Here is a 26617-nt window from a genome sequence, read left to right on the forward strand (position 1 = left end):
GTGACGCGGTGTCTCAGAACCTCAGACGAACAACGTCCTTCTCCGATCGGCGGCAACAGAAGCGTTGTACACCGTAGGAGCGCCCGATTCGGGCTGTCAACGCATTTACCGCGGAGCCGGTCCCACAGCCCCGAGGAGGCCCTCGTGCCCAACGGCCCACTCTCCCCGCCCTCCCGGCTCTGCCTGCTGGCCTGGAACCCGGCGCGGCCCGGAAGTGCCGACACGGCGCGGCTGCACCACCTGGTGCGCGCCGGCGCCCTCACCGAACTCGCCCGGCGCGGCCTGCTCACCGACGACGACGGCATCGCCACGCCCGTCGACCCCGACTCCCGCACCGGTGACGCCGTCCTCGACGGACTGCTGGACCTCGTCCGCGAGTCCGTGCCGCGCCGCTGGCGGGCGTGGGTGCGGCCGTACGCGCGTGTCACCTTCGACGCCGTCCGGGAGCAGCTCGTGGCCGACGGGTACCTGCGGGCGGAGAAGAAGCGGGTGCTCGGGGTTTTCCCCTCCGTGGACCACGTCCTGACCCGGGTCGCCGCGGCGCAGGCCCTGCGCGAGGAGGCGCGGGACGTCCTGGAGGGCCCGCTGCCGGCCGGGGAGGTCTCCGGGCGGGACGCGATCGTCGTCGCGCTGGCGGCCTCCGCCGAACTGCGCGCCCTGGGGCCCGTGGGGGACCGGGCGCGCAGGGAGGGCCGGATCGAGGAGCTGACCGCGCGCGGCGCGGCGGGGACGCCCGGTCTGGGGAAGGTGCTGCGGGAGGTGCGGGCGGAGGTGAGCGCGGAGACGGCGCGCGCGGTGGCTCCCGCGGGCCGCTGACGGACGTCCGTCAGGGGGACGGGCCCGGATCCGCGCCCGGGACCCGCCCGTCTCGGCCGCGCGGCGCGCGCCGGCCGGCCGGTCCGCTCAGCAGGTGCCCCGCATCAGCTCCGCCAGGTCGTGGTCCAGGTCCAGTTGCAGATGCTCCAGGCCCACCGGGACCAGCTCACTGGTGGCCTGCAGGAACCGGCGCAGCTCGCCGGAGCGGACGTGGACGACGGCGGTGCCCTCGGGGGCGTGGAACTCCAGGACGGTGCGGTCGTACCCGTAGGGCCGCACGCGCACGTCACCGTGGCCGTCGGGTTCCCGCATCCCGGCGATGAGCAGCTCGCGGGAGAAGGTCCAGCACACGTCCACGCCCTCCAGCGTGGCCGGGGCCGGGAAGCTCATGCGGACGGCGAACGGATCGCTGCGGTCGTAGTGCAGCGTGGCGGGAATGCTCGGCATACGCGGCGCGGCAGCGACGAGACGCGCCTCGACGGGCTGCTCGATGACGGTGGACAACGCCTTGCTCCCTCGTGACGGCTGGACGGGCTTCCGGGGGTGGTACGGGCCGGGCACTGGAAGAGACGACGGAATCAGCCAATCCGTGCACACGATGTGCGAGTGACCTCTGTCACCGCCTTCATGCACCCGAGTGACGAGACTCTCCTCGGCTGTCGCACAAGCCACTTGCGGCCGCCGCGCCACGCGCCCGTCCGCTGCCCCGCCCGGCGGAGCTCCGGACGCCGGGCAGGGTGTTCGTCCGTAACGTGGGTATCCGTTCGCTGAACGCGAGAGGAAGTGAGCGGACATGCCACGTGGTTCGAGCCCCAAGCGGGAGCGGCAGTACGAACACATCAAGGAGAGCGCCGAGGACCGTGGCGAGAGCACCGGCCGGGCGAAGGAGATCGCGGCCCGGACGGTGAACAAGGAGCGCGCGCAGTCGGGCGAGTCGAAGACCGCCGGCCGTACGTCCACGCAGGACAAGTCGCCGAGCAAGCGCGGCGGACAGCGCTCCGGGTCGCGGCAGGGCGCGCAGGGCCCCACCTTCGACCAGCTCTACCAGGAGGCCAAGCGCCGTGACATCAGCGGTCGTTCGAACATGAACAAGGGCGAGCTGCGGCGCGCGCTCGGCAAGTGAGCCGCGTCCGCCCTAACCGGGCGTCTCCCGGTAGCGCTCCAGCGCCGGGGCCGTCTTCGTGGCGACGAACTCGGTGACGCGGTACGCGCACACGCCCGCCTCGACGAAGGGATCGCCCGCGGTGATCTCCTCGATCCGTGCCCGGTTCTCCGCGACGGCGATGATCACTCCGCCGTTGCGGGGTTCCTGGCGCCCGGAGGCCAGGAACACTCCCTGTTCGTACAGGGCGTCGAGCCAGGCCACGTGAGCCGGCAGCACGGCGTCGACCGCTTCGAGCGGCGCGGTGTAGGACAGCTCCAGTACGAACATGACCGGGAGCCTACTCCCGGGGTCCCGTAGGCTTGCGGCCACCATGACGACCGTGACCGCGCAGACCCCCGCCGACTGGCCCACGACGGAGGAACGGGCCCGCGCCGTCCAGGACGAACTGCGGGCCCGGGTGGTGCTCGACGAGCCGGGCCCGCCCCCGGGCTCGGGACGGGTGACCGGCGTGGACGTCGCCTACGACGACGAGCGGGACGTCGTCGCGGCGGCCGCCGTCGTCCTCGACGCGGCGACCCTCGCCGTGGTCGCCGAGGCCACCGCCGTCGGCCGGATCTCCTTCCCCTACGTGCCCGGCCTGCTCGCCTTCCGCGAGATCCCCACCGTCCTCGCCGCTCTCGACGCCCTGCCCTGCCCGCCCGGCCTGGTCGTCTGCGACGGCTACGGACTGGCCCATCCGCGCCGCTTCGGCCTCGCCAGTCACCTCGGCGTGCTCACCGGACTGCCCACGGTCGGCGTCGCCAAGAACCCGTTCACCTTCACCCACGACGACCCCGGGGCTCCGCGCGGCAGCGCGTCCCCGCTGCTCGCCGGTGCCGAGGAGGTCGGGCGCGCGCTGCGTACGCGCCACGGGGTCAAGCCGGTCTTCGTCTCCGTCGGCCACCGCGTGAGCCTCGACAACGCCTGTGCGCACACACTGGCGCTGGCCCCCGCCTACCGCCTGCCGGAGACGACCCGCAGGGCGGACGCCCTGTGCCGCGCCGCCCTGCGGGATGCCACCTACTCGGCCCGGTCCTCGACGCTCCAGCGGCCCACCTCCCCGTACCGCGAGTCGTAGACCGCCGAGCCGTCGCCCGGGCGCAGTGCGTAGTGCCGCAGGTTGCCTCCCCAGTACCGCAGGATCCGCTGGACCTCACCCACCGGGTCCTCGGCGACCGCGCCGTCGTCCAGATCCACCTCGAGCAGGAACTTCGTCATGCCTCAATCGTTTCACTGAACTTCCCTTTGGTACTTGAGTCCGCGGCGACGCAGGTGAGGAGTGAAAGAGGCCGGCGAAGTCTCAAAGCAGGTGGATGCCAGGGGGTCAGCGCGCGGCGGCCACCCGGAAGGCGATGCCCGCGGTCCGCAGCCGCTCGGTGAGCGCGTCGCCCATCGCCACCGCCGTGGTGACCTGACCGGCCGTCGCCGGCAGGTCGTCGAGGGCGAGGGACAGTGCGGCCTCGGCGAACATCTTCGCCGTCTCGTCGTACCCGGGATCACCGCCCGCGACCTCGGTGAACACCCGGCGGCCACCGCCCTCGCCCACGAAGCGGACCCGGAACCAGCTCCTCGCGCGCTTCTGCGGGCTCGGTCCGTCACCCGGTGCGAGCAGGCCGGACAGGCGGCGCCGCACCGGCGGAACCTGCGCGGCGGCCACCAGTGCGCCGAGGGCCGTCACCGAGCCCACCGCGACGGGCAGATGCCGGACGGCCGCGTAGTGCCGGTAGCGGAAGTCGGGGCCGTACCGGTCGAGTGCCTTGGCGGAGCGGCGCACGATCTGCGGGTCGACGGTCGGCAGCGGCAGCGCCCAGGCCCCCACCTCACCGGCGTACCGCGGGGCGCCCGTCGGCGTCACCGCCCGGCGGCCCACCAGCCGCGGCTCGTGCCGGCGCCGTTCCCGCGCCGCGTCCCGCATCTGCCGGCCGCGTGCGAACTGGCCCAGTGCGGAGGCGAACGTGCCGCCGGAGAAGGCGGCACCGGCGGTCACGAAGCCGTCCACGGTCAGCGGCACGCCCTCCGGCAGCTGCCGCACCGTGAAGTACACGCCCAGGTCGTGGGGTACGGAGTCGAAGCCGCACGCGTGCACCAGCCGCGCTCCGGTCTCCCGGGCGCGTGCGTCGTGCCGCACGTACATGAGGTCCACGAACTCGGGCTCGCCGGTCAGGTCCAAGTAGTCCGTGCCGGTGTCCGCGCAGGCGGCGACGAGCCCCTCGCCGTACCGGATGTACGGGCCCACCGTCGAGGCGACCACGCGTGCCTGCTCGGCGAGCGCGCGCAGGGAGGCCGGGTCGGACACGTCCGCCCGCAGCATGCCGATGTCCGTGCCGCCGGGCAGCCGCTCGGCGAGCCGGCGCAGCCTGCCCTCGTCGCGCCCGGCGATCGCCCAGCTCAGTCCCTCCGGCGCGTGCGCGGCGAGGTACTCCGCGGTGAGCTCGCCGACGAATCCCGTCGCCCCGAAGAGCACGATGTCGTACGGCCGGTCCGACCTTTTTAGCCTGTTCATGACACTCCTTCGCCACCGTCCGGCATCCCGTCGGTGTCACTCGGCGGCCTCGCCGGCACCCCTGGGCCCACAGCACGCGCCGTCGCCGGTGGCTGAGGCTAGCGTGAGGAGTACCGGGCCCGGCGACGCGCCTGCCCCATAATTGGCTAAGCGCTTGCTCGTCAGGTCTTGTGTCGAGTGGAACACGTTCTTAGCATCGCTGGTGTTACATCAGTTGTGTCACAGAGCTTGGGGGCTCGATGACGGAGGCGAAGACGCCGGGTGACGGCCCGCTCAGCGGCGTGCGCGTGGTCGAACTGGCCGCCATCGGCCCCGGGCCCTTCGCCGCCATGCTCCTCGCCGACCTCGGCGCCGACGTGGTCCGCGTCGACCGGCCCGGCGGACCCGGCCTCGCCATCGACCCCGCCCTCGACGTCACCAACCGCAACAAGCGCTCGGTGGTCGTCGACCTCAAGGCGCCCGACGGCCCCGCCCGCGTCCTCGACCTCGCCGAACGCGCCGACGTCCTGATCGAGGGCTACCGCCCCGGAGTCGCCGAGCGCCTCGGCGTCGGCCCCGGGCCCTGCCACGCCCGCAACCCGCGCCTGGTCTACGGGCGCATGACCGGCTGGGGCCAGGACGGCCCCCTCGCCCAGCGGGCCGGCCACGACATCGGCTACATCGCCCTCACCGGCACCCTCGGCATGATCGGCGCCCCCGACGGACCGCCGGCGGTCCCCGCCAACCTGCTCGGCGACTACGCGGGCGGCTCGCTCTACCTGGTCGTCGGCATCCTCGCCGCCCTGCACCACGCCCGCGCGACCGGCACCGGCCAGGTCGTCGACGCGGCCATCGTGGACGGCGCCGCCCACCTCTCCGCGATGATCCACGGCATGCTCGCCGCCGGCGGCTGGCAGGACCGGCGCGGCAGCAACCTCTTCGACGGCGGCGCCCCCTTCTACGGCACCTACGAGACGGCCGACGGCGGGTACATGGCGGTCGGCGCCCTGGAGGCCAGGTTCTACGCCGAGTTCCTGGAGCGGCTCGGCATCCCGGACCAGGTGCCGTCCCGCGACGACCCGGCGCGCCGGAGCGAGCTGCGCGAGGCGATCGCCGCCCGCTTCAAGGCCCGCACCCGGGACGAGTGGACGGCCGTCTTCACGGACTCCGACGCCTGCGTGGCCCCCGTCCTGTCGCTGCGCGAGGCCCCGCGCCACCCGCACCTCGCCGCCCGCGGCACCTTCACCGACCACGGCGGCATCACCCAACCGGCCCCCGCGCCCCGCTTCTCGGCGACCCCCACCGCCGTCCGTACCGGACCCGCCCGGCCGGGCGCCGACGCGGAGGCCGTCGCCCGCGACTGGGGCCTGCCCCGCACCCCTCAGCAGAACAGCCCCGCGAACCCTCAGTGAAAGGCCTGCCAGTGAGCACCGAAGCGTACGTGTACGACGCGATCCGCACCCCGCGCGGACGCGGCAAGGCGAGCGGCGCCCTGCACGGCACCAAGCCCGTCGACCTGGTCGTCGGCCTCATCCACGAGATCCGCGCCCGCTTCCCCGGCCTCGACCCGTCCGCCGTGGACGACATCGTGCTCGGCGTGGTCGGCCCGGTCGGCGACCAGGGCTCCGACATCGCCCGCATCGCCGCCATCGCCGCCGGACTCCCCGACACGGTGGCCGGCGTCCAGGAGAACCGCTTCTGTGCCTCGGGTCTGGAGGCCGTCAACATGGCGGCCATGAAGGTCCGCTCCGGCTGGGAGGACCTGGTCCTGGCCGGCGGCGTCGAGTCCATGTCCCGGGTGCCGATGGCCTCGGACGGCGGCGCCTGGTTCAACGACCCGATGACCAACCTCGCCACCAACTTCGTCCCGCAGGGCATCGGCGCCGACCTGATCGCCACCATCGAGGGCTTCTCCCGCCGCGACGTCGACGAGTACGCGGCCCTCTCCCAGGAGCGCGCGGCCACGGCGTGGAAGGAGGGCCGCTTCGAGCGGTCCGTCGTGCCGGTGAAGGACCGCAGCGGCCTCACCGTCCTCGACCACGACGAGCACCTGCGCCCCGGCACCACCGCCGACTCCCTCGGAAAGCTCAAGCCGTCCTTCGCCGACATCGGCGAGCTCGGCGGCTTCGACGCCGTCGCGCTGCAGAAGTACCACTGGGTGGAGAGGATCGACCACGTCCACCACGCGGGCAACTCCTCCGGCATCGTCGACGGCGCGTCGCTGGTCGCCATCGGCTCCAAGGAGGTCGGCGACCGCTACGGGCTGACCCCGCGCGCCCGGATCGTCTCCGCCGCCGTGTCCGGTTCCGAGCCCACGATCATGCTGACCGGGCCGGCGCCCGCTACCCGCAAGGCCCTCGCCAAGGCCGGGCTGACCATCGACGACATCGACCTGGTCGAGATCAACGAGGCGTTCGCGGCGGTCGTCCTGCGCTTCGTCAAGGACATGGGGCTGTCGCTGGACAAGGTCAACGTCAACGGCGGCGCCATCGCGCTGGGTCACCCGCTCGGCGCCACCGGCGCGATGATCCTCGGCACCCTCGTGGACGAACTGGAGCGCCAGGACAAGCGGTACGGCCTCGCCACCCTGTGCGTGGGCGGCGGCATGGGCATCGCCACCATCGTCGAGCGCATCTGACCCCCTCCCGACGGATCACCTGGAGCACCCCCTCATGACCACCGAGTCCACCACCATCCGCTGGGAGCAGGACGACACCGGCGTCGTCACCCTCGTCATCGACGACCCCGACCAGTCCGCCAACACCATGAACGCCGCGTTCCGGGCGTCCCTCGCGGCCGTCGCCGACCGCCTGGAGGCCGAGAAGGACGCGATCCGCGGCGTCATCGTCACCTCCGCCAAGAAGACCTTCTTCGCCGGCGGCGACCTGCGCGACCTGATCCGGGTCACCCCCGAGACCGCGCAGGACCTCTTCGACGGCGGCATGGCGATCAAGCGCGACCTGCGGCGCATCGAGACCCTCGGCAAGCCCGTCGTCGCCGCGATGAACGGCGCCGCCCTCGGCGGCGGCTACGAGATCTCCCTCGCCTGCCACCACCGCGTCGCCCTGGACGCGCCCGGCTCCAAGATCGGCTGCCCCGAGGTCACCCTCGGCCTGCTCCCCGGTGGCGGCGGCGTCGTCCGCACCGTCCGGATGCTCGGCATCACCGACGCGCTGCTGAAGGTCCTCCTCCAGGGCACCCAGTACAGCCCGCGCCGCGCCCTGGACAACGGCCTGGTCGACGAGGTCGCCGACAGCCGCGAGGACATGCTCGCCAGGGCCCGCGCCTTCATCGACGCCAACCCGGAGTCCGCCCAGCCCTGGGACCGGCCCGGCTACCGCATCCCCGGCGGCACCCCCGCCCACCCGAAGTTCGCCGCCAACCTGCCCGCCTTCCCGGCCAACCTGCGCAAGCAGACGGCCGGCGCCCCCTACCCGGCGCCGCGCAACATCATGGCCGCCGCCGTCGAGGGCTCCCAGGTCGACTTCGAGACCGCTCAGGTCATCGAGGCCCGCTACTTCGTCGAGCTGGCCGCCGGCCAGACCGCGAAGAACATGATCCAGGCGTTCTTCTTCGACCTCCAGGCCGTCAACTCCGGCGCCAACCGCCCGAAGGACATCGAGCCGCGCAAGGTCACCAAGGTCGCCGTCCTGGGCGCCGGGATGATGGGTGCCGGCATCGCCTACTCGTGCGCCCGCGCCGGCATCGACGTCGTCCTCAAGGACGTCTCGCTGGAGGCGGCACTCAAGGGCAGGGCCTACTCCGAGAAGCTGTGCGCGAAGGCCGTCGCCAAGGGCCGCACGAGCCAGGACAAGGCCGACGCGCTGCTCGCCCGCATCACCCCGACCGCCGAGGCCGCCGACCTGGCGGGCTGCGACGCGGTCATCGAGGCGGTCTTCGAGGACACCTCCCTCAAGCACAAGGTGTTCCAGGAGATCCAGCACGTCGTCGCCCCCGACGCGCTGCTCTGCTCCAACACCTCCACACTGCCCATCACCGCGCTGGCCGAGGGCGTCGAGCGCCAGGACCACTTCATCGGGCTGCACTTCTTCTCGCCCGTCGACAAGATGCCGCTGGTCGAGATCATCAAGGGCGAGCGCACCGGGGACGAGGCCCTGGCCCGGGCCTTCGACCTGGTCCGGCAGATCAGGAAGACGCCGATCGTGGTCAACGACTCGCGCGGCTTCTTCACCTCCCGCGTGATCGGCCACTTCATCAACGAGGGCGTCGCCATGGTCGGCGAGGGCGTCGAGCCCGCCTCCGTCGAGCAGGCCGCGGCCCAGGCCGGCTACCCGGCCAAGGTGCTCTCCCTCATGGACGAGCTGACCCTCACCCTCCCCCGGAAGATCCGGAACGAGACCAAGCGGGCCGTGGAGGAGTCGGGCGGCACCTGGACCGCGCACCCCGCCGAGGCCGTCATCGACCGCATGGTCGACGAGTTCGAGCGCCCCGGCCGCTCCGGCGGCGCCGGCTTCTACGAGTACGGCGAGGACGGCAAGCGCGCCGGACTGTGGCCGGGCCTGCGCGAGCACTTCACCAAGCCGGGCTACGAGATCCCGTTCCGCGACATGCAGGAGCGCATGCTGTTCTCCGAGGCGCTGGACACCGTCCGCCTCCTGGAGGAGGGCGTGCTGACCTCCGTCGCCGACGCCAACATCGGCTCGATCTTCGGCATCGGCTTCCCCGGCTGGACCGGCGGCATCCTCCAGTACATCAACGGCTACGAGGGCGGCCTGCCCGGCTTCGTCGACCGCGCCCGGGAACTCGCCGAGCGCTACGGCGACCGGTTCACGCCGCCCGCGCTGCTCGTGGCGAAGGCGGAGAACGGGGAGGTCTTCACCGACGGCCGCTGACGGCAGCCTCCCACCGACGGCGAGCGACTGAGGAACTTCTCAGCGCTCGCCGTCGGCGTCCAGCCACTCCCGCAGCTCGTCCCGCAGCGACCGCTGGAAGGTGGTCAGCAGCGCCTGCACCACGATCGGGTGCATGTGGGCGGACAGGGACCGCACGTCCCGCGCGTCGCGCTCGGCGACGGCGTCGCGCAGCAGCCGCGACAGGTCGCGCGCGGCGGCCCGGGAGTGCTCGAGCAGAGAGGTGCGTGCGGCGAGGACCGTCTCGGAGGACAGGGGCACGTCGAGCAGCTCGACGCCGAGCCGGAGCAGCCCCGCGTCGACGCGGTAGGCGTCCCCGCGCCCCGTGTTCCCGCGCCCCGCGTTCCCGTTCTCCGCGTTTCCGTTCTCCGCGTCGCCGTCCCGCGCGACGATGTCCATCTCCGTCAGCCGGGCCACCTCGTCGTCGGTCAGCGGCCGCCCGGCCCGCCGGCCCAGCTCCTCGCGCGTGACCCGCTCCACCGTCTCCGGCGCCCAGGACGCCACCACCGCGCGGTGCAGCGCCAGGTCGTGGGCGGTCAGGTCGGGCGGCAGCTGCTTCAGATACCGCTCGATCGCGGCCAGCGTCATGCCCTGGTGCTGCAGCTCCTCGATCAGCGCCAGCCGGGCCAGGTGCTCCCGGCCGTACCGTCCCACCCGCCGAGGGCCGATCGCGGGCGGCGGCAGCAGGCCCTTGGTGCCGTAGAAGCGGACCGTGCGCACCGTGACGCCGGCCCGCGCGGCCAGCTCGTCGATCGTGAGGGCCGGCTCCCCGGTGTCGCTCGTCGTCATGTGCAGCAGTATCGCTGTCTCACCAGTGCTGTGACACCTCATGTGCCCCACGTGAAGGCACCCGGCGGGTCCTGTGAGAAGTCACGCTGTGTGACATGAACCACCGCATGTGAACGCAGAGTCGTGGGAAAGTGCTGCACTGGTCTGTGCCGCGAAGGGTGGTGCGGGCCACGTCACTGTACGGACGACCCGGGCGCACCCCGCCCGGGCGCACCAGAGAGTGGAACCACCCGTGAGCAAGGACGCCGTCGACACGGCACAGGCCGCCGCCCATCCCCAGGCGGCCGGGACACCCGCGGACGCGGGCGACGCCGGCTACAGCAAGGACCTCAAGGCCCGCCACGTCAACATGATCGCCATCGGCGGCGCGATCGGCACCGGCCTCTTCCTCGGCGCCGGCGGCCGGCTGCGCGACGCGGGCCCGGCGCTCGCCGTCGCCTACCTGGTCTGCGGTGTCTTCGCCTTCTTCGTGGTCAGGGCGCTCGGCGAGCTCGTGCTCTACCGACCCTCGTCCGGGTCGTTCGTGTCGTACGCGCGCGAGTTCCTCGGCGAGAAGGGCGCCTACGTCGCCGGCTGGATGTACTTCCTGAACTGGTCGACCACCGGCATCGCCGACATCACCGCGATCGCGCTGTACACGCACTACTGGAGCCTGTTCACGAGCATCCCGCAATGGGTGCTCGCCCTGGCCGCCCTCGCGGTGGTCCTGGCCGTGAACCTCATCTCGGTGAAGATCTTCGGCGAGATGGAGTTCTGGTTCGCGATCATCAAGGTCGCCACCCTGGTGGGCTTCATGCTGATCGGCATCTTCCTGCTGGCCACCCAGCACGACGTGGGCGGCTACACCCCGGGCGTCGGCATGATCACCGACCACGGCGGCATCCTCCCGCACGGCGTGATGCCCGTGGTGCTCGTGATGCAGGGCGTGATCTTCGCCTACGCGGCCCTGGAACTGGTCGGCGTGGCCGCCGGCGAGACCGCCGAGCCGGAGAAGGTCGTCCCGCGCGCGGTGAACTCGATCATGTGGCGCGTCGCCCTCTTCTACGTCGGCTCGGTCGTCCTGCTGGCCCTGCTGCTGCCCGGATCGCTCTACTCCGGCGACGAGAGCCCCTTCGTCACAGTGCTGTCCAAGGTCGGCGTCCCGGCGGCCGGCGACGTGATGAACCTCGTCGTCCTCACCGCCGCCATGTCGTCGCTGAACTCCGGCCTGTACTCCACCGGCCGCATCCTGCGCTCCATGGCGATGGCGGGCTCCGCGCCCAGATTCACCCGCGTGATGAGCCGCAGCCAGGTCCCCTACGGCGGCATCCTGCTGACCTGCGGCATCTGCGTGCTCGGCGTGGGCCTGAACTACCTGATGCCGAGCAAGGCCTTCGAGATCGTGCTGAACGTGGCCTCCCTCGGCATCATCAGCACCTGGGTGATCATCATGATCTGCCACCTGGTCTTCGTGCGCCGCGCCCGGGCCGGGCTGGTCACCCGCCCGCACTTCCGCCTGCCCGGCAGCCCGGTCACGGAGATCGTCACGGTCGTCTTCCTCGTGGCCGTGCTCTGCATGATGGGCAACGACCCCGAGATCGGCCGCTGGACCCTCCTGCTGATCCCGGTGATCGCGCTCATGCTGGTCGTCGGCTGGTTCGGCGTCCGCCGCCGGGTGGCGCACAACGCCGACCGGGAACTCGGCCGGCTGAACGGCTAGCGATCCGGGCCGCTGTCAGTGGCGGCCTCTACGGTGGCGTCATGCCGGAGATCGCGTACGTCCGTGGTGACGCCACCGCCCCGTCGGTGAAGGGCGTCAAGGTGATCGCCCATGTCTGCAACGACCTCGGCGGCTGGGGCAAGGGCTTCGTCCTGGCCCTGTCCCGCCGCTGGCCGGAGCCGGAGGCGGCCTACCGCGCCTGGCACCGCGACCGCGCCGCGAACGACTTCGGTCTGGGCGCCGTGCGGTTCGTCCAGGTCGAGCCCTGCGTATGGGTGGCCAACATGATCGGCCAGCGCGGCACCAGGACCGGCAGCAAGGGCGTCCCGGTGCGCTACGAGGCGATCGACACCGCGCTGGGCCGCGTCGCCGCCCGGGCGGCCGAGCTGAACGCCTCCGTGCACATGCCCCGCATCGGCTGCGGCCTGGCCGGCGGAAAATGGTCCCGCGTCGAGCCGCTCGTCACGCAGCGGCTCACCCGGCAGGGCATATCCGTGACCGTGTACGACCACGGGGACGGCGCCTGAGCGGACGCCGTCCCCGGTGCCTCAGTGCTCGTGCACGTCGTTCGTCGCGGCGATCCTCGTCCACGACCGCGGCTGCGCGGGCGCGGTCGGCGCCTTCGCGAGGGACGCCGCGCGAGCCGCCGGCGCGTCCGGCCTCGACGGCTGGAACAGCCAGATGTCGAACAGCGCGGCCAGCGGCTTGCCGGACACCTCCTCGGCGTACCGCCGAAAGTCGGCGACCGACGCGTTGCCGTAGGCGTACCGCTGCGGCCAGCCCTTCAGGACCTCGAAGAACGCCTTGTCCCCGATCTCGTTGCGCAGTGCCTGCACGGCCAGCGCGCCCCGGTCGTAGACCGCGGCGTCGAACTGGTTCTCCGGACCGGGGTCACCGGGCCGCACCGTCCAGAACGGGTCGTCGGCCGGATGCGAGGCGTACGTGTAGTCGGCGAGCTCCTGCGCCGTGCCCTCGCCCTCGTGCTCGGACCACAGCCACTGGGCGTACCGCGCGAAGCCCTCGTTGATCCAGATGTCCTTCCAGCCGCGCACGGACACCAGGTCGCCGTACCACTGGTGGGCCAGCTCGTGGACGACGACGGACACGTTCGACCCGTTCGCGAACTGCCGTGGGCTGTAGAAGGGCCGGGTCTGCGTCTCCAGCGCGTACCCGGTGGTCGTGTTCGGCACGTACCCGCCGAGCGCGTTGTAGGGGTACGGCCCGAAGTAGCCGCTCAGCCAGTCGGCGATCTCCCCGGTCCGCTCCACGCTGGCCCGCGCCGCGCCGTCGTGGGCGCCGAGGTCCTTGCTGTAGGCGTTGACGACCGGGATGCCGCTCTCGGTCGTGCCGGTGGTGAGGTCGAACCTCCCGACCGCCAGGGTGGCGAGATACGTGGCCTGCGGCTTGTCCGACCGCCAGTTGTAACGGGTCCAGCCGAGCCGTGAGCTGCTGGACTGGAGGGTGCCGTTGGAGATGGCCTGGGTGCCGTCCGGCACCTGCACCGACACGTCGAAGGTGGCCTTGTCGAGCGGGTGGTCGTTGCTGGGGAACCACCACCAGGCCGCCTCGGGCTCGTTCGCGCCGACTCCGCCGTCGGGGGTGCGGTGCCAGCTGGTGAAGCCGTACGCCTGCTCGGAGGACGGCACCCCGCTGTAGCGCACCACCACGGTGACGGGCGTGTCCTTGCGCAGCGGGCTCCTCGGGGTGATCACCAGCTCGTGCTCGCCCGACGTCGTGAACGACGCCTTCGCACCGTTCACCCGCACTTCGCCCACGTCCAGCAGGAAGTCCAGGTCGAAGCGCGACAGGTCCTGCGTGGTGCGGGCCAGGATCGTCGCCGTGCCCTCCAGGCGGTCGGTCGCCGGCTGGTACTTCAGGCGCAGGTCGTAGTGGGAGACGTCGTATCCGCCGTTGCCGTAGGCCGGGTAGTAGGGATCGCCGATGCCCGGAGCGCCGGGGGAGTGGGCCGCCGCCGACGCCGGGATCGCCAGCATGAGGGAGGCGGCGCCCAGTGCGCCCGGCACGATGAATCTGCGGTGCACGAAAGCTCCAAGTCGTCAGGTTGAGCGGTCTGTTCGGAGCCTATTCAGCACCTGTGCGCCCGGTCATGTCCACGGCCACCGCGGTCACACGATCGTCATCCGGCCGTCATGGAACACCGAGGGGCCCCGACACCCGCCGCCGGAGAGGTGAGTTCCGCGTCGCGCGTGGTATGGGCGTACCAGAGGACTATTTTCGGCCTCACCGATGTGAAAGGTGCCGCCTGTGACGCAGGACCGATCGAGCGACGAGGAACACCATGAAAGAGGCACGCTTCCGGGTTCGGAGGCGGCTCTCCCCGGGCAGGAGAAGCACCCCCGGACCGACCGGGTCGTCTTCGGCGTCACGGCTGCCCTGACCCTCGCCTTCGTCATCTGGGGCGCCGCCTTCACCGACTCGCTGGAGAACGCCTCCAGCACCATGCTCGGCGGCCTGATGCACAACGGCGGCTGGGCGTTCATGCTGGCCGCCTCGGGCTTCGTCGTCTTCGCCCTCTGGCTCGCGGCCAGCCGCTACGGCCGGATCCACCTCGGCAGCGAGGGCGAGAAGCCCGAGTTCCGCACGGTGTCCTGGGTCGCGATGATGTTCAGCGCGGGCATGGGCATCGGCCTGATGTTCTACGGCGTCAGTGAGCCGCTGGCGCACTACACGACGCCCCCGCCGGGCACCTCCCCGGCCGACTCCGGCGACCGCATGGAGACGGCCATGGCCACCACCCTGTTCCACTGGACGCTCCACCCGTGGGCGATCTACGCGGTGGTCGGTCTCGCCATCGCCTACAGCACCTTCCGCAGGCGCCGCCGCCAAACCATCAGCGCCGTGTTCACCCCGCTCATCGGCGAGAAGAACGCCAACGGCGTCGGCGGCCGGATCATCGACATGCTCGCCATCATCGCGACCGTCTTCGGCTCCGCCGCCTCGCTCGGCCTCGGCGCCCTGCAGATCGGCTCCGGCGTGGAGAAGCTGGACTGGCTGGACAAGGTCAGCACGGGACTGCTCGTCACCATCATCGCGGTGCTGACCGTGGCGTTCGTGGCCTCCGCGATCTCCGGTGTGGAGAAGGGCATCCAGTGGCTGTCCAACATCAACATGGTGCTGGCCCTGATCCTCGCGGTGTTCGTCTTCGTCGCCGGCCCGACCATCGTGGTCCTCGACCTGGTGCCCACCTCGGTCTTCGCCTACCTCGGCGACCTGCCCCAGCTGGCCGGCCGCACGGAGGCCAGCGGCGGCAAGGGCGTCGCCGACTGGCTGGGCAGCTGGACCGTCTTCTACTGGGCCTGGTGGATCTCCTGGACGCCCTTCGTCGGCATGTTCATCGCCCGCATCAGCCGGGGCCGGACGATCCGGCAGTTCATCGGCGGCGTCATCCTCGTGCCCAGCACGGTCAGCCTGATCTGGTTCGCGATCTTCGGCGGCTCGGCGATGAAGCTGCAGGAGCAGGGCCGTCTCGGCAACGACTCGACGCCTGAGGGCCAGCTCTTCGCCGTCCTCCAGGAATTCCCCGTCGCCACCGTCACCAGCCTGCTGGTGATGATCCTCGTCGGCATCTTCTTCGTCTCGGGTGCCGACGCGGCCTCGATCGTGATGGGCACCCTCTCGCAGAAGGGCGCGCTCGAACCCAGCCGCTGGGTGGTCGTGTTCTGGGGCGTGGTCACCGGTGCCGTCGCCGCGATCATGCTCCTGGTCGGCAGCGGCCAGGGCGACGCGCTGACCGGCCTGCAGAACCTCACGATCCTCGCGGCGGCGCCGTTCGTCATCGTGATGATCTTCATGTGTGTCGCCCTCATGCGCGACCTGCGCCGGGACCCGCTCATCGTGCGGGGCGAGATGGGCTCCGAGGCCGTCGAACTGGCCGTCATCGCGGGCCACGAGAAGTACGACGGCGAGTTCGAGCTCCGCATCGGCCCGGGCGCCGGCACGGAGGTGGAGGGCGACCCGATCGGCAAGCACGACGCCTGACCACCGCCGGGGCGGTCCCCGCGTCCCGCATCCGCGGGGCGGCCGGGGACCATGCCTCGCCTCGGTGGGAGAGGCGTCGCTCACGGGTCCGGCCTCCGGGTGGCTCCGCCCCCGGCCGGCCGGGCCCGCCCGGAGCCCGGCAGCCCCTTCGGTCTCGCCGAGGCCAGGGTGGCTGACCGCCGGTACCTGTCCGACCGCCCATGGGGTCCGACTGGTGGCGGTGCCGCCGGGGCCACCGGGTCATCTCCGGGCCCCGGCACCCGCCCGCCTGACCGCCCGCGCCGACCGGCGGCGGCTCCCACGGGGAGGGGCACCCCGCACCGTCCGCCGGCCCCGGCGGTGCCACCCGTGGTCCCGTCGTCAGCCTGCCGCCAGTCGCGCCGCCTCCCGGGCGCAGCCCCAGGCCACCGTCACGCCCGCGCCGCCGTGACCGTAGTTGTGGACCAGCAGCCGCCCGTCCGGCAGCCGCTCGCTCTCCAGCCGCACCGCGTCCCGCGCCGGCCGCAGCCCCACCCGGTGCTCCAGCACCCGCGCCCCGGCGATCTCCGGCCGCAGCGCGGCACACCGCCGCACGATCGCCTCCGCGACCGCCGGGTCCGGCTCCGCCGACCAGGCGTCCTCCTCGGCCGTGCCGCCCAGCACGAGCCGGCCGGGGTGCGGGAACAGGTACGCCATCTCCCCGGAGACCGGGTCGGTGGAGACCAGCCAGGTGTCGATGCCCGGGTTCTCCACCACGACCAACTGCCCGCGCACCGGACGCACGGACGCGTCCGGCACCAGCTCCCGGGCGCCCAGCCCCGTGCAGTTGACCACCACCGGCGCCCCGACCTCCGTCAGGTCGGCCACCGCCCGCGTCTCCACCACACCGCCCGCCGCCGCCAACCGCTTCCGGAGCCACGGCAGATGGGTCGACATGTCGATCAGGGGCAGCCGCGCCCACAGCCCCGACCCGCCGTACTCGTCGGCGCGCGCCGGACGGAGCCCCGGCAGCCGCGCGGTCGCCCATCCGTCGACCTCGGCCGGTTCCGTCTCGCCCAGCACCCCCTCGACCACGCGGACGCCCGTCCCCTCGGGCCGCGTCGCGAGTTCCTCGTACACGTCCAGGGAGCGCAGCGCCCATTCCCGCGCCAGCGCCACCGGTTCGATGCGGTACGGCCACCACAGCGCGCCCGCGACTGCGGAGGTGGTGCGCTCGACGGGCTCCCGCGTCCACACCCGCACCCGCCGGCCGCGCTCGGCGAGCACGACGGCCGTCGTCAGCCCGATCACACCGCCGCCGACCACGACGACCTCGTCATCCAGTTCGGTTTCCACACCGGGACGATAGGCCCTCGCCGCCCGAGAACGTCAGGGCGTGCACAGCCGAACGGCGCCGGCTGCCCCGCCCGACGGCGGCCGCCCGACGGCGGCGGGGCGCGGTTAGGATCGACGGTCTGATGACTGCCACCCTCGTCGCCAAGAACCTCGCCGCCGGCCACGGCGACCGCTCCCTGTTCACCGGGCTCGACCTCGTCGTCGCCCCCGGTGACGTGATCGGACTCGTCGGGGCCAACGGCGCCGGCAAGTCCACCCTCCTGCGGATGCTCGCCGGCCTCACCGCCCCGGAGCAGGGCGAGCTGCGCCTGTCCCCGCCGAGCGCCGCCGTCGGCCACCTCCCGCAGGAGCCGGAGCGCCGGCCCGGCGAGACCGTCCGGGCGTTCCTCGCCCGCCGCACCGGCGTCACCGAGGCCCAGCGCGCCATGGACGAGGCCACCGAGGCGCTGGTCGAGGGCGCCCCGGGCGCCGACGACGCCTACGCGACCGCCCTGGAACGCTGGCTCGCCCTCGGGGGCGCCGACCTCGACGACCGTGCGGAGGAGACCGCCGCCGCGCTGGGCCTCACGGTGGGTTTGGAGCAGCCGATGACGTCCCTGTCCGGCGGCCAGGCGGCGCGGGCGGGCCTCGCCTCCCTCCTCCTGTCCCGCTACGACGTCTTCCTCCTCGACGAGCCGACCAACGACCTCGACCTGGACGGCCTGGAGCGCCTCGAGCGCTTCGTGACCGGCCTGCGCGCCGGCACCGTCGTCGTCAGCCACGACCGCGAGTTCCTCACCCGCACCGTCACCAAGGTCCTGGAACTGGACCTGGCCCAGCGGCGGATCAACCTCTACGGCGGCGGCTACGAGGCCTACCTGGAGGAACGCGAGGTGGCCCGCCGGCACGCCCGCGACGAGTACGAGGAGTACGCCGACAAGCGCGGGGCGCTCCAGGACCGGGCGCAGATGCAGCGCACCTGGATGGACAAGGGCGTCAAGAACGCCCGGCGCAAGGCGGGCAACGACAACGACAAGATCGGCCGCAAGTTCCGCAGCGAGGCCAGCGAGAAGCAGGCGGCCAAGGCCCGCCAGACCCAGCGCATGATCGAACGTCTCGACGTCGTCGAGGAGCCGCGCAAGGAGTGGGACCTGCGCATGGAGATCGCGTCGGCGCCGCGCTCCGGCGCGGTGGTCGCCACGCTGCGCGACGCGGAGGTCCGGCGCGGCGACTTCACGCTCGGCCCGGTCTCCCTCCAGATCGACTGGGCGGACCGCGTGGCGGTCACCGGAGCCAACGGCGCGGGCAAGTCCACCCTCCTCGGCGCCCTCCTGGGCCGCGTCCCGCTCGACGCCGGGCACGCGGCGCTGGGCTCGGGCGTCCTGCTCGGCGAGGTGGACCAGGCCCGCGCGCTGTTCCACGGGCCCGAGTCCCTGCTGGACGCCTTCCGCACGGCGACACCGGACACCGAGCCGGCCGACATCCGCACCCTGCTGGCCAAGTTCGGCCTCAAGGCGGACCACGTCGTGCGCCCGGCGTCGACCCTCTCCCCGGGCGAACGCACAAGGGCCGCCCTGGCCCTCCTCCAGGGCAGGGGCGTCAACCTCCTGGTCCTCGACGAGCCGACCAACCACCTGGACCTGCCGGCCATCGAACAGCTGGAAGCGGCCCTGGACGCCTACGAGGGCACCCTCCTCCTGATCACCCACGACCGTCGCATGCTGGACGCCCTCCACGTCACCCGCCGCCTGGAGGTGACGGACGGCAAGGTGACGGAGACACCCGCATAGCTGCAGCCGGACCCGGCTGCGGGCAGGCGTGCCTCCCCCAGTGCCTTGAAGGCCTGGGAGGTACCCCCAGGGCGGCACGGGTGGGCGCAGCGGCACCCGGCAAGCGCCGTTCCGCGCACCCACCCCCCGCCATCACCCCGGCGGCCTACGCCAGCCCGGCCCGCCGCAACGCGTCGGCCATCGCCCCGTTGGAGGGCGCCGGAGCCGCCGAGGACCGCCCCTTCCCCCCGGAGCCCTGTCGCTGCTGCCGCTGCTTGGGGGGCCGGGCCCCCTGCCGCGGCTCCCGCTTCTGCTCCGTCTGCGGGGCGGCCTCGTCGTCCAGCCGCAGCGTCAGCGAGATCCGCTTGCGCGGGATGTCGACGTCCAGCACCTTCACCTTCACGATGTCCCCGGGCTTCACCACGTCCCGCGGGTCCTTCACGAACGTCTTCGACATCGCGGACACGTGCACGAGCCCGTCCTGGTGCACGCCGACGTCGACGAACGCCCCGAAGGCGGCCACGTTCGTGACGACGCCCTCCAGGACCATCCCGGACGCCAGGTCGGAGATCTTCTCCACGCCCTCCTTGAAGGTGGCGGTCCTGAACGCCGGCCGCGGGTCGCGCCCCGGCTTCTCCAGTTCCTTCAGGATGTCGCTCACCGTCGGCAGGCCGAACTTGTCGTCCACGAACTCCGCCGGCCGCAGCGACCGCAGCACCGAGGTGTTGCCGATCAGCCCGGCCACCTCCTGCCCGGCGGTCTTCACCATCCGCCGCACCACCGGGTAGGCCTCGGGGTGCACGCTGGACGAGTCCAGCGGGTCGTCGCCGCCCCGGATCCGCAGGAAGCCCGCGCACTGCTCGTACGCCTTCGGCCCGAGCCGCGACACCTTCTTCAGCTCGGTCCGCGAGCGGAACGGCCCGTTCGCGTCGCGGTGCGCCACGATGTTCTCGGCGAGCCCGGAGGTGATGCCGGAGACACGGGTCAGCAGCGGCGCGGAGGCCGTGTTGACGTCCACGCCCACGCCGTTCACACAGTCCTCGACCACCGCGTCCAGCGAGCGCGACAGCTTCACCTCGGACAGGTCGTGCTGGTACTGGCCGACGCCGATCGACTTCGGGTCGATCTTCACCAGCTCGGCCAGCGGGTCCTGGAGGCGCCTGGCGATCGACACGGCGCCGCGCAGCGACACGTCCATGTCGGGCAGTTCCTGCGAGGCGAAGGCGGACGCCGAGTACACCGAGGCGCCCGCCTCGGACACCATCACCTTGGTGAGCTTCAACTCCGGATGTTTGGTGATGAGTTCACCGGCGAGCTTGTCGGTCTCGCGGGACGCCGTGCCGTTGCCGATCGCGACCAGCTCGACCGCGTGCTCCTTCGCGAGCCGTGCCAGCCTGGCGATCGCCTCGTCCCACCGGTTGGCGGGGACGTGGGGGTGGATCACGTCCGTGGCCACGACCTTGCCGGTCGCGTCGATCACGGCGACCTTGACACCGGTGCGGAAGCCCGGGTCCAGGCCGAGCGTCGCACGCGTTCCGGCCGGGGCGGCCAGCAGCAGGTCGCGCAGGTTGGCGGCGAAGACGTTCACCGCCTCGTCCTCGGCGGCCGTGCGCAGCCGCAGCCGCAGATCGATGCCGAGGTGGACCAGGACCCGCGTGCGCCAGGCCCAGCGGACCGTGTCCGCGAGCCACTTGTCGCCGGGCCGCCCGCGGTCGGCGATCCCGTACCTGCTCGCGACGATCGCCTCGTACGACGACGGCCCGTCGGTGGGCTCCTCGGGCTCCAGGACGAGGTCGAGGACGTCCTCCTTCTCGCCGCGCAGCATCGCGAGGATCCGGTGCGAGGGCAGCTCGGTGAAGGGCTCGGTGAAGTCGAAGTAGTCGGCGAACTTGGCGCCGGCCTCCTCCTTGCCCGCCTTCACCTTGGCGGCGAGCCGTCCGCGCACCCACATCCGCTCGCGCAGCTCACCGATCAGGTCGGCGTCCTCCGAGAACTTCTCGGTCAGGATCGCCCGGGCGCCGTCCAGGGCGGCCTGCGGATCGGCCACCCCCTTGCCGGCGTCGACGAACGCGGCGGCCGCGGCGAGCGGGTCCACCGACGGGTCGCCGAGCAGCCCCTCGGCCAGCGGCTCCAGACCGGCCTCCCGCGCGATCTGCGCCTTCGTGCGCCGCTTGGGCTTGAACGGCAGGTAGATGTCCTCCAGGCGGGCCTTGGTCTCCGCCTCCAGGATCCGGGCCCGGAGCTCCTCGGTGAGCTTGCCCTGCTCGCGCACCGAGTCGAGGATCGCGGAACGCCGCTCCTCCAGCTCCCGCAGATAGCGCAGCCGTTCCTCGAGCGTGCGCAGCTGCGCGTCGTCGAGCATCTCGGTCGCTTCCTTGCGGTAGCGGGCGATGAAGGGCACCGTCGAGCCGCCGTCGAGCAGCTCCACCGCGGCCTTCACCTGCCGCTCCCGTACGCCGAGCTCCTCGGCGATCCTGCTTTCGATGGACCTCACGTCGATGGACGCGCTGGATCCGGGTGTCGTCACGATCCCGTACCGCCTTCTCACAGAGGTTGCGCGGCAATTGTGGCAGGTGACGACGACAATCGGGGATCAGGGCGCCGCCCGGCCCCGTCGCGGCCGGACGGCACGGCGACGGGGCATCAGGCCCTGCGGGCCGAGGACGAGGCCCCGCCGAACAGCCGGGCCACCGCCCGGAACGGAAGCGTGACGACGGTGGCGACGGCGCCGCCGATCTGGCGCAGGACGTCTGCGATGGCACGGAACACGTGAAGCCCCTTTCCTGCTCCCGGCCCCTCCGGCCGGGAGTAGTACAGGTACCTCGGGATCGGCCCCGCATGCCCCGTGCGCACGGACCGGGGGCTCAGCGCTTGCCGAGCAGGTCCGCCGGGAAGGCGCCGGCACCGAGTGCCCTGCGCGCGAAGACCGCCCCCAGCTCCGTCAGACGTGCCACGCCCTCCGCGCCCAGGTGCGCGTACGGGGCCTCGTCCATCCGGTCCGTCTCGCGCTCGATGCCGTCGCGCAGGGCGACGCCCCGCTCGGTCAGCTCACCGGCGCCGTCGAGCACCCCGCGCTCCCGCAGCCGGTCCGACGCCGCGTCCCACTCCTCCTGGTTCCAGCCACGGGTGGTGAACACCCACTTCGGCGTCATGCCCCGGCCGGTCGCGGTGTGCGTCACCAGCGCCTCCAGGCCGTCGAGGCCCGCGGCCAGCAGCGCGGCGACGTGCCCGTCGCCCCGGTGCTCGCGCAGCAGGGTCGCCGCGTGCCACAGCGCGAGGTGCGGATCGCCGGGCACGGGCAGGTCGGCGTGGGCCGAGTACAGCGGGCGTGCGCCGCGCGAGCAGCCCTCGGCGGCCCGCAGCGCCAGTCCGGCCGCCTCCGCCATCTCCGCGGACGCCACGGCCTCCTCGCCCAGCAGGCGGCGCAGGGTCGCGTCGACGGCACGCAGGCGGGCCTCCAGGACCTGAGCGGGCGTGACCGTCTCCCACACGGCGGGCACGTGCCGCGCCACCAGGTCGTGCTTGTAGTTGTAGAACGTCGCCGTCACGGCACCGGCACCGACCGGACCGAGCGCGGCGGCGCGCACCGCGAAGTTGACGGCCCGCGGGTCGGTGACCCCGAGGGCCGCCAGCTCGCGGCCCACGTCGGGCGAGAAGTAGTGCGTCGAGTGCAGGGAGTTCAGCGCGTTGTGGCAGCGGCGGCCGGCACGGGCGTCGAGAGCGGCGGTTGTCATGCTCGGCAGGTTACCAACCGCTCAGTACGCCCTACAGGGGTGTGGGAGGCACGGCAGGAAAGGTGGGGAACTCGTCATTGCGGTCACCGCGGGGCGGCCGAAGAATCGGCGGCATGGCGCAGCGCACCGTTCTCGTCGTCCTCTTCGACGACGTCCAGAGCCTCGATGTCACCGGCCCCGTGGAGGTCTTCGCGGGCGCCGAGACCCACACGCCCGGCACGTACCGCATCCGCACCGCCTCCCTGGACGGCGCTCCCGTGCGGACGTCCAGCGGCCTGACCGTCGTACCGGAACGGGCCCTCACCGAGGTGTCCGGCCCGCACACCCTGCTGGTCCCCGGCGGCCCCGGTACCCGGAAGCCGGACCCGCGCCTCATCGCGTGGCTGCGCACGCACGGGCCCCGCGCCCCGCGCCTGGTTTCCGTCTGCACCGGAGCCGGCCTGCTCGCCGCGGCCGGCCTGCTGGACGGCCGCCGCGCCACCACCCACTGGACCTACTGCGACCGGCTCGCCCGTGAGCACCCGGCCGTCGAGGTCGACCCCGACCCGATCTACGTCCGCGACGGCCACGTCGCCACGTCCGCCGGTGTCACCTCCGGCATCGACCTCGCGCTCGCCCTGGTGGAGGAGGACCTGGGCAGGGACGCCGCCCTCACCGTCGCCCGCCACCTGGTGGTCTTCCTGCGCCGGCCCGGCAACCAGGCCCAGTTCAGCGCCCAGCTCGCCGCCCAGACCGCGCGCCGCGAACCGCTCCGCGAGGTCCAGCAGTGGATCACCGAGCACCCCACCGAGGATCTGAGCGTCGAGTCCCTCGCCGCCCGCGCGGCCCTGTCCCCGCGCCACTTCGCCCGCGCCTTCCAGGCCGAGACCGGTACGACGCCCGGCCGGTACGTCGACCGGGTGCGCCTGGAACACGCCCGCCGGCTGCTGGAGGACGGCGGCGACGGCATCGAGGAGATCTCCCGCGCCAGCGGCTACGGCACCCCGGAGGCCATGCGCCGCGCCTTCGTCAAGGCCCTCGGCACCTCACCGGCCGAGTACCGCCGCCGGTTCCGGCCCGCGGCCGCCCGCTGACGACCACCCCCGCCCACCGGATGAACACGAAGCCCACGAGTCCCCACGAAAGGCCACACGTGCAGATCGCCATCGTCCTCTTCGACCGCTTCACCGCCCTCGACGCCGTGGGCCCGTACGAGATCCTGAGCCGCATCCCGGACGCGGAGACCGTCTTCGCCGCCGAGCGGACCGGCCCCGTCCGCAACGACACGGGGAGCCTCGCGCTGACCGCCGACCGGACCCTCGCGGACGTACCGGCCCCGGACGTCGTCCTGGTGCCGGGTGGCCCCGGTCAGGAGGCGCAGATGGACAACGGGACGCTGCTGGAGTGGCTGCGCGCCGCGGACGCCACCAGCACCTGGACCGCCTCCGTCTGCTCCGGCTCCCTGCTGCTCGCCGCGGCGGGGCTGCTCACCGGCCGCCGCGCCACCTCGCACTGGCTGGCCCTGGAGCTGTTGAAGCGGTTCGGCGCCGAGCCGACCGGGGAGCGGGTGGTCACCGACGGCAAGTACGTCACCGCGGCCGGCGTCTCCTCCGGCATCGACATGGGCCTCACCCTGGTGGGCCGGATCGCCGGAGACGAGCACGCCCAGGCGGTCCAGCTGCTGACCGAGTACGACCCGCAGCCGCCCTACGACGCCGGGTCCCCGCAGAAGGCTCCGGCGCGTCTCGTCGAGGAGTTCCGCACCGGGAGCCGCTTCATCCTGACGTAGGCACGCTCCAGCCGAAGCGCGGCTGCCTGCGCTCCAGGAACGCGGCGACGCCCTCCGCGGTGTCGCCGCTGCCGCGTGCCTGCGCGGTCCAGTGCTCGTCCCGGTCGGTGCGGCCGCCCGCGAACTCCTTCGCCGCCGCCTGCGTCAGCTGCGAACGCGAGACCAGGACGCGGGTGAACTCGGCCACCCGCTTGTCGAGTTCGTCCCCCGGCAGCACCTCGTCGACCAGACCGGTGCGCAGCGCCCGTCCGGCGTCGATCAACTCGCCGGAGAACAGCAGGTACTTCGCGGTGGCCGGTCCCACCAGCGACACCAGCCGCCGGGTCGCCGACGCCGGATACACCACGCCCAGCTTCGCGGGGGTGACGCCGAACAGCGCCCCCTCCTCGGCGAACCGCAGGTCGCAGGCCGCCGCCAGCTGGGCGCCGCCGCCCACGCAGTGACCGCGGATCGCCGCCAGCGTGGGCTTGGGAAAGGCCGCGAGGGCCTCCTCGGCGCGCACGGCGAGCAGCTGCGCCTCCTCCGCGGACTCCCGCAGGGTCGAGATGTCGGCCCCGGCGCAGAACGTCGCGCCCTCACCGGTGAGCACCAGCGCCCGCACCGAGGGGTCGCCCGCCAGACCGCCGAGCAGCTCCGGCAGCGCCCGCCACATCGCGGCCGTCATGGCGTTGCGCTTGACCGGGTGGTGGACGACGACGGTGGCTACCGAGTCGCGGACCCGGTGCAGCAGATGCGGTTCCATGCGCCGGATGCTATCCACCCGTGCCGGCGCTCCACGGAGCAGGTACGCGCGGGACAGGAACGGTCCCACAACCGACCGGGTCAAACGCCAACGGTCAGAACCGTTCGATAATTGCTGACTTGTGTTCAGTTCCCTGAGGGGGAGGGGCGCGTTACCAACACTCTGAGGGTGGTGACAATCGAGCCCGAGGGCGGCGACCGGACGATGGACGAGACCGGGCCCCCGCAGCCGCTGCCGTACGAAGGCGTCTGGCGGTTCACCGCGCCCGCCGTCGACGCCTCGGTCCCGCAGGCCCGGCACGCCGTCCGGGACCTGCTGGTACGCCAGGGCGTACCGGTCTCCGACGACGTCGCCCAGGGTCTGCTGCTGATCGTCTCCGAGCTGGTCACGAACGCCGTCCGGCACGCGGCGGTGCTGTCGCCGACGCTCGCCGTGGAGGTCGCCGTCGGACCCGAGTGGGTCCGGGTGTCCGTGGAGGACAGCCACCCGTACCGCCCGACCGCCCTGGAGACGGACCACGGCCGGACGGGCGGGCGCGGCCTGCTCCTGGTCCGGGAGATCGCGCTCGAGGCGGGCGGGGCGTGCGACGTCGCTCACACGGCGAGCGGCGGCAAGGTGATCTGGGCCGCCCTGCCGCTCAAGCCCGCACCGCACTAGCGCGGGGCGCCCGGGCGCACCCCGCGCCGCCATGGCTCACCAGCCGGCGGAGGGGCCCGTCAGCTCGCGGACGGCGGGCCTGGCCGCGTCCAGCACCGTCATGAACCACGCCGAGAAGGTGTCCTTCGCATGCCGTTCGGCCAGCTCGTCCGGGGTCACGAAGGCCGTCCCGGCCACTTCCTCCGCGTCGGGCCGCACAGGTGCCTGCACCAGGCCGACGAACAGGTGGTTGTACTCCTGCTCGACCAGCCCCGAGGCCGGGTCCGGGTGGTTGTAGCGCACCGTGCCCGCCTCGGCGAGCAGCGACGGCGAGACACCGAGCTCCTCGAACGTCCGCCGGGCCGCGGCGGCGAACGGCGCCTCACCGGGGTAGGGGTGACCGCAGCAGGTGTTGGACCACACACCGGGGGAGTGGTACTTGCCCAGGGCCCGCTGCTGGAGCAGCAGCCGGCCGCGCTCGTCGAAGAGGAACACGGAGAAGGCGCGGTGCAGCCGTCCTGGTGGCTGGTGCGCGGCGAGCTTCTCCGCGGTACCGATCGTCACGCCGTTCTCGTCGACCAGTTCCAGCAAAATCGCGTCTGCGGTGCCGTTCGACGAACTGTGCGTCGCGGTGGCAGGAGTGATCGGCATACCCATCCTTCACATCGGTCCTCGCGCCCCAAGTGTGCCCCACGCGTTCGGTACACCCGGCACTTACCGGCACACCCGCATGTCCCGCGCGCTCGCGCGGGCCGCGGCCTTCACCGGTCGGACACGCCGAGGGGGCCCGATGGAGGATCGTGCCCTGCGCCGCCCACCCGGAACCGTCCGGAACGCGACCTCGGGAAGCGCCGGGGGAGCGGGGACGCGGGGAC

At 72.7% G+C, this 26617-nt stretch carries 25 protein-coding genes; 13 read left to right on the top strand and 12 right to left on the bottom strand.

Annotated features, from left to right (window positions below; all coding sequences use genetic code 11):
- The first annotated feature begins 144 nt into the window (after positions 1 to 144).
- A complete protein-coding gene (locus AC0VYN_RS12405) occupies positions 145 to 816 on the top strand; it encodes a GOLPH3/VPS74 family protein (RefSeq protein ID WP_475536022.1) in 672 nt (223 codons plus the stop codon).
- Positions 817 to 903: 87 nt separating this feature from the next.
- Here the strand turns inward: AC0VYN_RS12405 and ssgD are convergent, their stop codons facing one another.
- The gene (gene ssgD, locus AC0VYN_RS12410) at positions 904 to 1320 is read right to left on the bottom strand and encodes a spore wall synthesis regulator SsgD (RefSeq protein ID WP_475536023.1); all 417 of its coding nucleotides are present in this window, start codon (positions 1318 to 1320) and stop codon (positions 904 to 906) included.
- Between the two features lie 289 nt (positions 1321 to 1609).
- Here ssgD and AC0VYN_RS12415 point away from each other — a divergent pair, with 289 nt between their 5' ends.
- A complete protein-coding gene (locus tag AC0VYN_RS12415) occupies positions 1610 to 1939 on the top strand; it encodes a plasmid stabilization protein (protein WP_475536024.1) in 330 nt (109 codons plus the stop codon).
- A gap of 12 nt (positions 1940 to 1951) precedes the next feature.
- Here AC0VYN_RS12415 and AC0VYN_RS12420 read toward each other — a convergent pair whose 3' ends face one another.
- Complete coding sequence (locus tag AC0VYN_RS12420) at positions 1952 to 2248, bottom strand: YciI family protein (RefSeq protein WP_475536025.1); 297 nt, start codon at positions 2246 to 2248, stop codon at positions 1952 to 1954.
- Positions 2249 to 2291: 43 nt separating this feature from the next.
- On the opposite strand from AC0VYN_RS12420, the gene AC0VYN_RS12425 reads away from it, so the two are divergent.
- Positions 2292 to 3038, top strand: a complete 747-nt coding sequence (locus AC0VYN_RS12425; protein WP_475536026.1) for an endonuclease V — start codon at positions 2292 to 2294, stop codon at positions 3036 to 3038.
- On the opposite strand, the gene AC0VYN_RS12430 is transcribed toward AC0VYN_RS12425, so the two are convergent.
- The gene (locus AC0VYN_RS12430; protein ID WP_475536027.1) at positions 2981 to 3178 is read right to left on the bottom strand and encodes a hypothetical protein; all 198 of its coding nucleotides are present in this window, start codon (positions 3176 to 3178) and stop codon (positions 2981 to 2983) included. The genes AC0VYN_RS12425 and AC0VYN_RS12430 overlap by 58 nt on opposite strands.
- Before the next feature lie 106 nt (positions 3179 to 3284).
- Positions 3285 to 4463 (bottom strand): saccharopine dehydrogenase family protein, encoded by a 1179-nt coding sequence (locus AC0VYN_RS12435; protein WP_475536028.1) that lies wholly within the window; start codon positions 4461 to 4463, stop codon positions 3285 to 3287.
- Positions 4464 to 4702: 239 nt separating this feature from the next.
- Between AC0VYN_RS12435 and AC0VYN_RS12440 the strand changes: the two genes are divergently transcribed.
- The 3 genes from AC0VYN_RS12440 to AC0VYN_RS12450 are packed head-to-tail and all read left to right on the top strand — an operon-like array spanning position 4703 to position 9295.
- Positions 4703 to 5854 (top strand): CaiB/BaiF CoA transferase family protein, encoded by a 1152-nt coding sequence (locus tag AC0VYN_RS12440; protein ID WP_475536029.1) that lies wholly within the window; start codon positions 4703 to 4705, stop codon positions 5852 to 5854.
- A gap of 11 nt (positions 5855 to 5865) precedes the next feature.
- Positions 5866 to 7080: an acetyl-CoA C-acetyltransferase gene (locus AC0VYN_RS12445; RefSeq protein ID WP_475536030.1), complete on the top strand. Its 1215-nt coding sequence runs from the start codon at positions 5866 to 5868 to the stop codon at positions 7078 to 7080.
- Positions 7081 to 7114: 34 nt separating this feature from the next.
- Entirely contained in the window at positions 7115 to 9295 is a 2181-nt protein-coding gene (locus AC0VYN_RS12450; RefSeq protein WP_475536031.1) for a 3-hydroxyacyl-CoA dehydrogenase NAD-binding domain-containing protein, read from the top strand.
- 39 nt (positions 9296 to 9334) lie between these two features.
- Here AC0VYN_RS12450 and AC0VYN_RS12455 read toward each other — a convergent pair whose 3' ends face one another.
- Positions 9335 to 10102, bottom strand: a complete 768-nt coding sequence (locus AC0VYN_RS12455; protein ID WP_475536032.1) for a MerR family transcriptional regulator — start codon at positions 10100 to 10102, stop codon at positions 9335 to 9337.
- 232 nt (positions 10103 to 10334) lie between these two features.
- Between AC0VYN_RS12455 and AC0VYN_RS12460 the strand changes: the two genes are divergently transcribed.
- Together AC0VYN_RS12460 and AC0VYN_RS12465 are read left to right on the top strand one after the other, a co-directional pair.
- The gene (locus AC0VYN_RS12460; protein WP_475536033.1) at positions 10335 to 11801 is read left to right on the top strand and encodes an amino acid permease; all 1467 of its coding nucleotides are present in this window, start codon (positions 10335 to 10337) and stop codon (positions 11799 to 11801) included.
- Between the two features lie 41 nt (positions 11802 to 11842).
- Complete coding sequence (locus AC0VYN_RS12465) at positions 11843 to 12328, top strand: macro domain-containing protein (protein ID WP_475536034.1); 486 nt, start codon at positions 11843 to 11845, stop codon at positions 12326 to 12328.
- 21 nt (positions 12329 to 12349) lie between these two features.
- On the opposite strand, the gene AC0VYN_RS12470 is transcribed toward AC0VYN_RS12465, so the two are convergent.
- Entirely contained in the window at positions 12350 to 13843 is a 1494-nt protein-coding gene (locus tag AC0VYN_RS12470; RefSeq protein ID WP_475536035.1) for a M1 family metallopeptidase, read from the bottom strand.
- Positions 13844 to 14066: 223 nt separating this feature from the next.
- Here AC0VYN_RS12470 and AC0VYN_RS12475 point away from each other — a divergent pair, with 223 nt between their 5' ends.
- A complete protein-coding gene (locus tag AC0VYN_RS12475; protein ID WP_475536036.1) occupies positions 14067 to 15800 on the top strand; it encodes a BCCT family transporter in 1734 nt (577 codons plus the stop codon).
- Positions 15801 to 16160: 360 nt separating this feature from the next.
- Here AC0VYN_RS12475 and AC0VYN_RS12480 read toward each other — a convergent pair whose 3' ends face one another.
- A complete protein-coding gene (locus AC0VYN_RS12480; RefSeq protein WP_475536037.1) occupies positions 16161 to 17114 on the bottom strand; it encodes an FAD-dependent oxidoreductase in 954 nt (317 codons plus the stop codon).
- Between the two features lie 122 nt (positions 17115 to 17236).
- On the opposite strand from AC0VYN_RS12480, the gene AC0VYN_RS12485 reads away from it, so the two are divergent.
- Positions 17237 to 18883, top strand: a complete 1647-nt coding sequence (locus tag AC0VYN_RS12485; protein WP_475536038.1) for an ABC-F family ATP-binding cassette domain-containing protein — start codon at positions 17237 to 17239, stop codon at positions 18881 to 18883.
- Between the two features lie 145 nt (positions 18884 to 19028).
- On the opposite strand, the gene AC0VYN_RS12490 is transcribed toward AC0VYN_RS12485, so the two are convergent.
- The 3 genes from AC0VYN_RS12490 to AC0VYN_RS12500 form a co-directional block, all read right to left on the bottom strand.
- Positions 19029 to 21389 (bottom strand): Tex family protein, encoded by a 2361-nt coding sequence (locus AC0VYN_RS12490; protein WP_475536039.1) that lies wholly within the window; start codon positions 21387 to 21389, stop codon positions 19029 to 19031.
- 116 nt (positions 21390 to 21505) lie between these two features.
- Positions 21506 to 21631, bottom strand: coding sequence for an LPFR motif small protein (locus AC0VYN_RS12495; protein ID WP_385467347.1), 126 nt, complete (start codon positions 21629 to 21631; stop codon positions 21506 to 21508).
- Between the two features lie 95 nt (positions 21632 to 21726).
- A complete protein-coding gene (locus AC0VYN_RS12500; protein WP_475536040.1) occupies positions 21727 to 22596 on the bottom strand; it encodes an SCO6745 family protein in 870 nt (289 codons plus the stop codon).
- Between the two features lie 113 nt (positions 22597 to 22709).
- Between AC0VYN_RS12500 and AC0VYN_RS12505 the strand changes: the two genes are divergently transcribed.
- Positions 22710 to 23669 carry a GlxA family transcriptional regulator gene (locus AC0VYN_RS12505; RefSeq protein ID WP_475536041.1) on the top strand — a complete coding sequence of 320 codons (960 nt, stop codon included), beginning with the start codon at positions 22710 to 22712 and terminating at the stop codon, positions 23667 to 23669.
- Positions 23670 to 23728: 59 nt separating this feature from the next.
- Positions 23729 to 24364 carry a DJ-1/PfpI family protein gene (locus AC0VYN_RS12510; protein ID WP_475536042.1) on the top strand — a complete coding sequence of 212 codons (636 nt, stop codon included), beginning with the start codon at positions 23729 to 23731 and terminating at the stop codon, positions 24362 to 24364.
- Here AC0VYN_RS12510 and AC0VYN_RS12515 read toward each other — a convergent pair.
- Positions 24351 to 25106 carry an enoyl-CoA hydratase/isomerase family protein gene (locus tag AC0VYN_RS12515; protein ID WP_475536043.1) on the bottom strand — a complete coding sequence of 252 codons (756 nt, stop codon included), beginning with the start codon at positions 25104 to 25106 and terminating at the stop codon, positions 24351 to 24353. The genes AC0VYN_RS12510 and AC0VYN_RS12515 overlap by 14 nt on opposite strands.
- A gap of 204 nt (positions 25107 to 25310) precedes the next feature.
- Here AC0VYN_RS12515 and AC0VYN_RS12520 point away from each other — a divergent pair, with 204 nt between their 5' ends.
- Positions 25311 to 25763 (top strand): ATP-binding protein, encoded by a 453-nt coding sequence (locus tag AC0VYN_RS12520; RefSeq protein WP_475536867.1) that lies wholly within the window; start codon positions 25311 to 25313, stop codon positions 25761 to 25763.
- Between the two features lie 36 nt (positions 25764 to 25799).
- Here the strand turns inward: AC0VYN_RS12520 and idi are convergent, their stop codons facing one another.
- Positions 25800 to 26393 (bottom strand): isopentenyl-diphosphate Delta-isomerase, encoded by a 594-nt coding sequence (gene idi, locus AC0VYN_RS12525; RefSeq protein ID WP_385467361.1) that lies wholly within the window; start codon positions 26391 to 26393, stop codon positions 25800 to 25802.
- Positions 26394 to 26617: the final 224 nt, after the last annotated feature.

It is taken from the genome of Streptomyces sp. 63XJN7_1_ISO-PGPR-S23-121, from assembly GCF_056173025.1.

What these genes read in the sequence shown, in the direction of transcription:
- AC0VYN_RS12415 (WP_475536024.1), top strand. Translation starts at nt 1,610, where the DNA reads ATGCCACGTGGTTCGAGCCCCAAGCGGGAGCGGCAGTACGAACACATC.
- AC0VYN_RS12420 (WP_475536025.1), bottom strand. Translation starts at nt 2,248, where the DNA reads ATGTTCGTACTGGAGCTGTCCTACACCGCGCCGCTCGAAGCGGTCGAC.
- AC0VYN_RS12425 (WP_475536026.1), top strand. Translation starts at nt 2,292, where the DNA reads ATGACGACCGTGACCGCGCAGACCCCCGCCGACTGGCCCACGACGGAG.
- AC0VYN_RS12430 (WP_475536027.1), bottom strand. Translation starts at nt 3,178, where the DNA reads ATGACGAAGTTCCTGCTCGAGGTGGATCTGGACGACGGCGCGGTCGCC.
- AC0VYN_RS12435 (WP_475536028.1), bottom strand. Translation starts at nt 4,463, where the DNA reads ATGAACAGGCTAAAAAGGTCGGACCGGCCGTACGACATCGTGCTCTTC.
- AC0VYN_RS12440 (WP_475536029.1), top strand. Translation starts at nt 4,703, where the DNA reads ATGACGGAGGCGAAGACGCCGGGTGACGGCCCGCTCAGCGGCGTGCGC.
- AC0VYN_RS12450 (WP_475536031.1), top strand. Translation starts at nt 7,115, where the DNA reads ATGACCACCGAGTCCACCACCATCCGCTGGGAGCAGGACGACACCGGC.
- AC0VYN_RS12455 (WP_475536032.1), bottom strand. Translation starts at nt 10,102, where the DNA reads ATGACGACGAGCGACACCGGGGAGCCGGCCCTCACGATCGACGAGCTG.
- AC0VYN_RS12465 (WP_475536034.1), top strand. Translation starts at nt 11,843, where the DNA reads ATGCCGGAGATCGCGTACGTCCGTGGTGACGCCACCGCCCCGTCGGTG.
- AC0VYN_RS12485 (WP_475536038.1), top strand. Translation starts at nt 17,237, where the DNA reads ATGACTGCCACCCTCGTCGCCAAGAACCTCGCCGCCGGCCACGGCGAC.
- AC0VYN_RS12500 (WP_475536040.1), bottom strand. Translation starts at nt 22,596, where the DNA reads ATGACAACCGCCGCTCTCGACGCCCGTGCCGGCCGCCGCTGCCACAAC.
- AC0VYN_RS12505 (WP_475536041.1), top strand. Translation starts at nt 22,710, where the DNA reads ATGGCGCAGCGCACCGTTCTCGTCGTCCTCTTCGACGACGTCCAGAGC.
- AC0VYN_RS12515 (WP_475536043.1), bottom strand. Translation starts at nt 25,106, where the DNA reads ATGGAACCGCATCTGCTGCACCGGGTCCGCGACTCGGTAGCCACCGTC.
- AC0VYN_RS12520 (WP_475536867.1), top strand. Translation starts at nt 25,311, where the DNA reads ATGGACGAGACCGGGCCCCCGCAGCCGCTGCCGTACGAAGGCGTCTGG.
- idi (WP_385467361.1), bottom strand. Translation starts at nt 26,393, where the DNA reads ATGCCGATCACTCCTGCCACCGCGACGCACAGTTCGTCGAACGGCACC.